This is a genomic window from Microcystis sp. M090S1 (assembly GCF_020246295.1).
Classification (GTDB): Bacteria; Cyanobacteriota; Cyanobacteriia; order Cyanobacteriales; family Microcystaceae; genus Microcystis; species Microcystis aeruginosa.
Genome location: NZ_JADBTF010000365.1, coordinates 1 through 3,189, shown reverse-complemented (window position 1 = coordinate 3,189; position 3,189 = coordinate 1). Strand labels below are relative to the sequence as shown.

The window sequence follows — 3,189 nt, the reverse complement described above, 5'->3', positions numbered from 1 at the left end:
CTTTGATAGCCGGTATAAACGTATTGGTCGGAACCGTTACCACCGTTAAGTTTGTCCTCACTACCGCCACCAATAATGACATCATTACCATTGCTACCGGTGATAGTATCATTCCCCCAATAGCCATGGATTTGGATATTGCCACCGACAAAAGCCGTATTAGAGAAGTCGAGGGTATTGTCACTCCAATCACCGACGATGGTGACTTTTCCTGTTACTCCTGTCCCGTCGATGGTTTCAATGCCACTATTGACGGTAAAGGAAAGAATCCCCAGGTCCACGTCTCCTGTACCCAAAGCCACAATTTTATCCACCCCGGAGGTGCCGGTATCGGTGTAGATGTCGTAGCCTTGGAAACTCGACCAGCCTCCGGCTAGATTACCGGAGACATAATAAGTGTCTGAGTCTTCGCCTCCATCCAATTGGTCATTGTCTGCGCCGCCATAGAGGAAGTCATTACCAACCCCACCCGATAAAGTGTCAGACCCCCAATCTCCATCGATTAGGTCATCGCCGCCGCCACCATTGAGAATATCGTTTCCCCCGTAACCCATCAGGTGTTCGGCAAGATTCGTACCTGTAATCGTGTCGCTAGAGTTATCACCGTAAATAATGGTTTTCTGAAGATAGAAATAGTTGAGCCAACTGGCAACATCATTCAGGCGAGCATTGGCATCGCCGTCTTCGTTGACGAGACGATTTTCTTCGATGGTAAAGCCAATATGATAGAGTCCATCGGCTACGGTATTGACTAAATTTTTACCGAAGTATTGGGTTGTCGCTCCGTCATTTTGTACCAGGTGGTAGCCTGTTTCCTCATTTCCCTCATCGTCACCGTGGAGGAGGATAAATTCGTCATAGTGATTAGTGCGAACCCACTGATTGAGGGTGCGAATATCATCGCTGGTAATCCAGCCATCAGCAGCGATACCTGTAGCTGTAACGCCATCTACTAATAGATGGTTAAGTCCGTCGGCGGCGGCGGCTCCGGCGTTAATATCCCCCGCATTTGTCCACTTGGCTAAGCCGGTATCGATTTTGATGGTATCGACAATTTTGTCTAATCCTGTGCCAGTGGTGGACTGATCAACGTAAAAATATGTTACCCAATCTGCTACGTCTTTGACTGTGGCATTAGCTGCACCATCTTCGTTGAGAAACCGTCCATTTTGGATCTCAAAACCAATATGATAGATTCCGTCGGCAACGGTATTAACTAGGTTTTTCGCAAAATATGTAGTCTGAGCGCCGTCATTTTGAACTAAATGGAAGCCAGTTTCTGTTGTGCCGTCATCATCCCCATGCAGAACAATAAAAGTATTATAACGGGTGGCATCAGAGCGAATCCAATTGTTAATTTGTGCAATATCGCTTTCGGAAATTGAACCATCGGCGGCGAGATTGTAGGTGGTAATCGCTGTTTTTAATAAATCATTCAGTCCATTGGCAGCATCAGCACCGCCAGCAATTTCTTGCCAAGGTATATTTTGCGCTAAACCCTGATCAGCAATGACTAATTCCGTAATCTGATCAAGTCCGGTATTAGTTGTTGCCCGATCTGTATAAAATTGGGTTAGCCAATCCGCTACTTGGGTGACAGTGGCATTGGCGTTACCATCTTCATTGACAAAGGTGCCATTTTCGATTAGGAAACCAATGTGATAAATGCCATCAAAAACCGTATCAACTAAATTCTGATTGCGATACTGTTGAGTCGCTCCGTCATTTTGGACTAAATGAAACCCTGTTTCTGTTGTACCGTCATCATCGCCGTGGAGAGCAGTAAATTCTGCTAAACGGTTAGCACGAATCCAGCCATTAATCGCGGTTACGTCACTGACAGTAAAAATGCCGTTACTAGCAACTCCAGTGGCTTGTTTGGCTTCTAAGATTAACTGATTTAATCCGTTAGCCGCCGTCATTCCACCCGTAATATTTGTGCCGAGATTAGCACCAGCAAGTCCCGGATCTCTGCCAATTCTTTCAACCGTTTGATCTAGTCCCGTTCCGGTTGTTCCGCTTGGGGAATTTTGCACCATCGAATAAGATTTGCTTGCCATAATTTTTAACCATAAAAAATAAGGTAGTTAGTGAAATAGCAACAATTGTTAGACAAGTAACGACAAAACCGCACTAAGGCAGGTTTATCCTAAATCCAGTTAGCAAAACCCAGTTATCATCAGGGACCCCTGAAGTGGTCACCACGAACCAGAAGGGTTGTCAACTGCACTGGATCAGGGGGATTTGGTGTTACCCTGACAATTGCGGATCGATATCCTCACTCATACCCGAAGTCGATCCCAACGATTGGACAGTCTCAGATAGTCGATAAGTTCTAACCGATTGTCTTGCCTCTGCTCAGACTATCGAACGAGGTTTTCCGACCTTGATAGTTCTGAGTCGGCGTTTGATAATCTAACCTTTGATGGAATCTTAGATTATTGTAGCACTTTATACAGATATGTGATCCCCGCTGCTTTTTCTCTCTTAGTGTTGCTCAAATAAAAATACCTGATCTTGCGCGTAACTCAATTTAAAACTAGGCGATCGCTGCAAGCGTCCGATCAGATGGCTGACAAGCGACGGCGAACTCACTCAACCGGGATGGCGCTGGTTGAGCAGGATATAATCAAATTTCGCCAACTGGCGGTTGGGACAGTGGGCCAGGTGAGGAGCAATTTGGGAAGTCGTCAGGACAATTTCCAGGCTATCAAAGACAACTACTATAAAATAACTTTACACCTCTTTTATCACTTTTGGAAAATGCTATCCTTGTAGATGGGACAAAAGAGCTAAAAATCTGGACTGATTCCGAGTTGATAATTTAAGCTCATCTTATTATCGCAAATTTGGGTTAAAAACCCCGTGGTTTTAGAACGGTTTTCTTTGATTATTTTATCATGTTTAATGTCTAATCTTCACAGTGAAACCAATTTTTATCTAATAATTGCTCTATAGCGGTAAGCGCTTGAGTGAGATACAGACCAAGCTTTGCCTAGCATGGTTTATAGCTCGTGACACTGTACCTCATACGACTGCACACCGCTATAAACTGTAAGGACATTCTGAGGGAAAATCGCCAGAAAAACCAGTTTTTTGTTGAACATAATCGAAAGCATCCTGATAGATTATCGGTAATTCCTCAGCTAAATAATTCTGTAAATTCGTCGTTAAACATTTTCTTAATTG

Annotated in this window: 1 protein-coding gene and 1 pseudogene; both read right to left on the bottom strand. The window is 44.2% G+C overall.

The annotated features are described in order from the left end of the window. Positions 1-2,060 (bottom strand): annotated as a pseudogene (locus IM477_RS16200) (hypothetical protein); the annotation flags it as partial. A gap of 985 nt (positions 2,061-3,045) precedes the next feature. Continuing rightward, on the bottom strand, positions 3,046-3,189 hold a 144-nt coding region (locus IM477_RS23160), incomplete at its 5' end, for a DUF29 family protein (protein WP_353845553.1).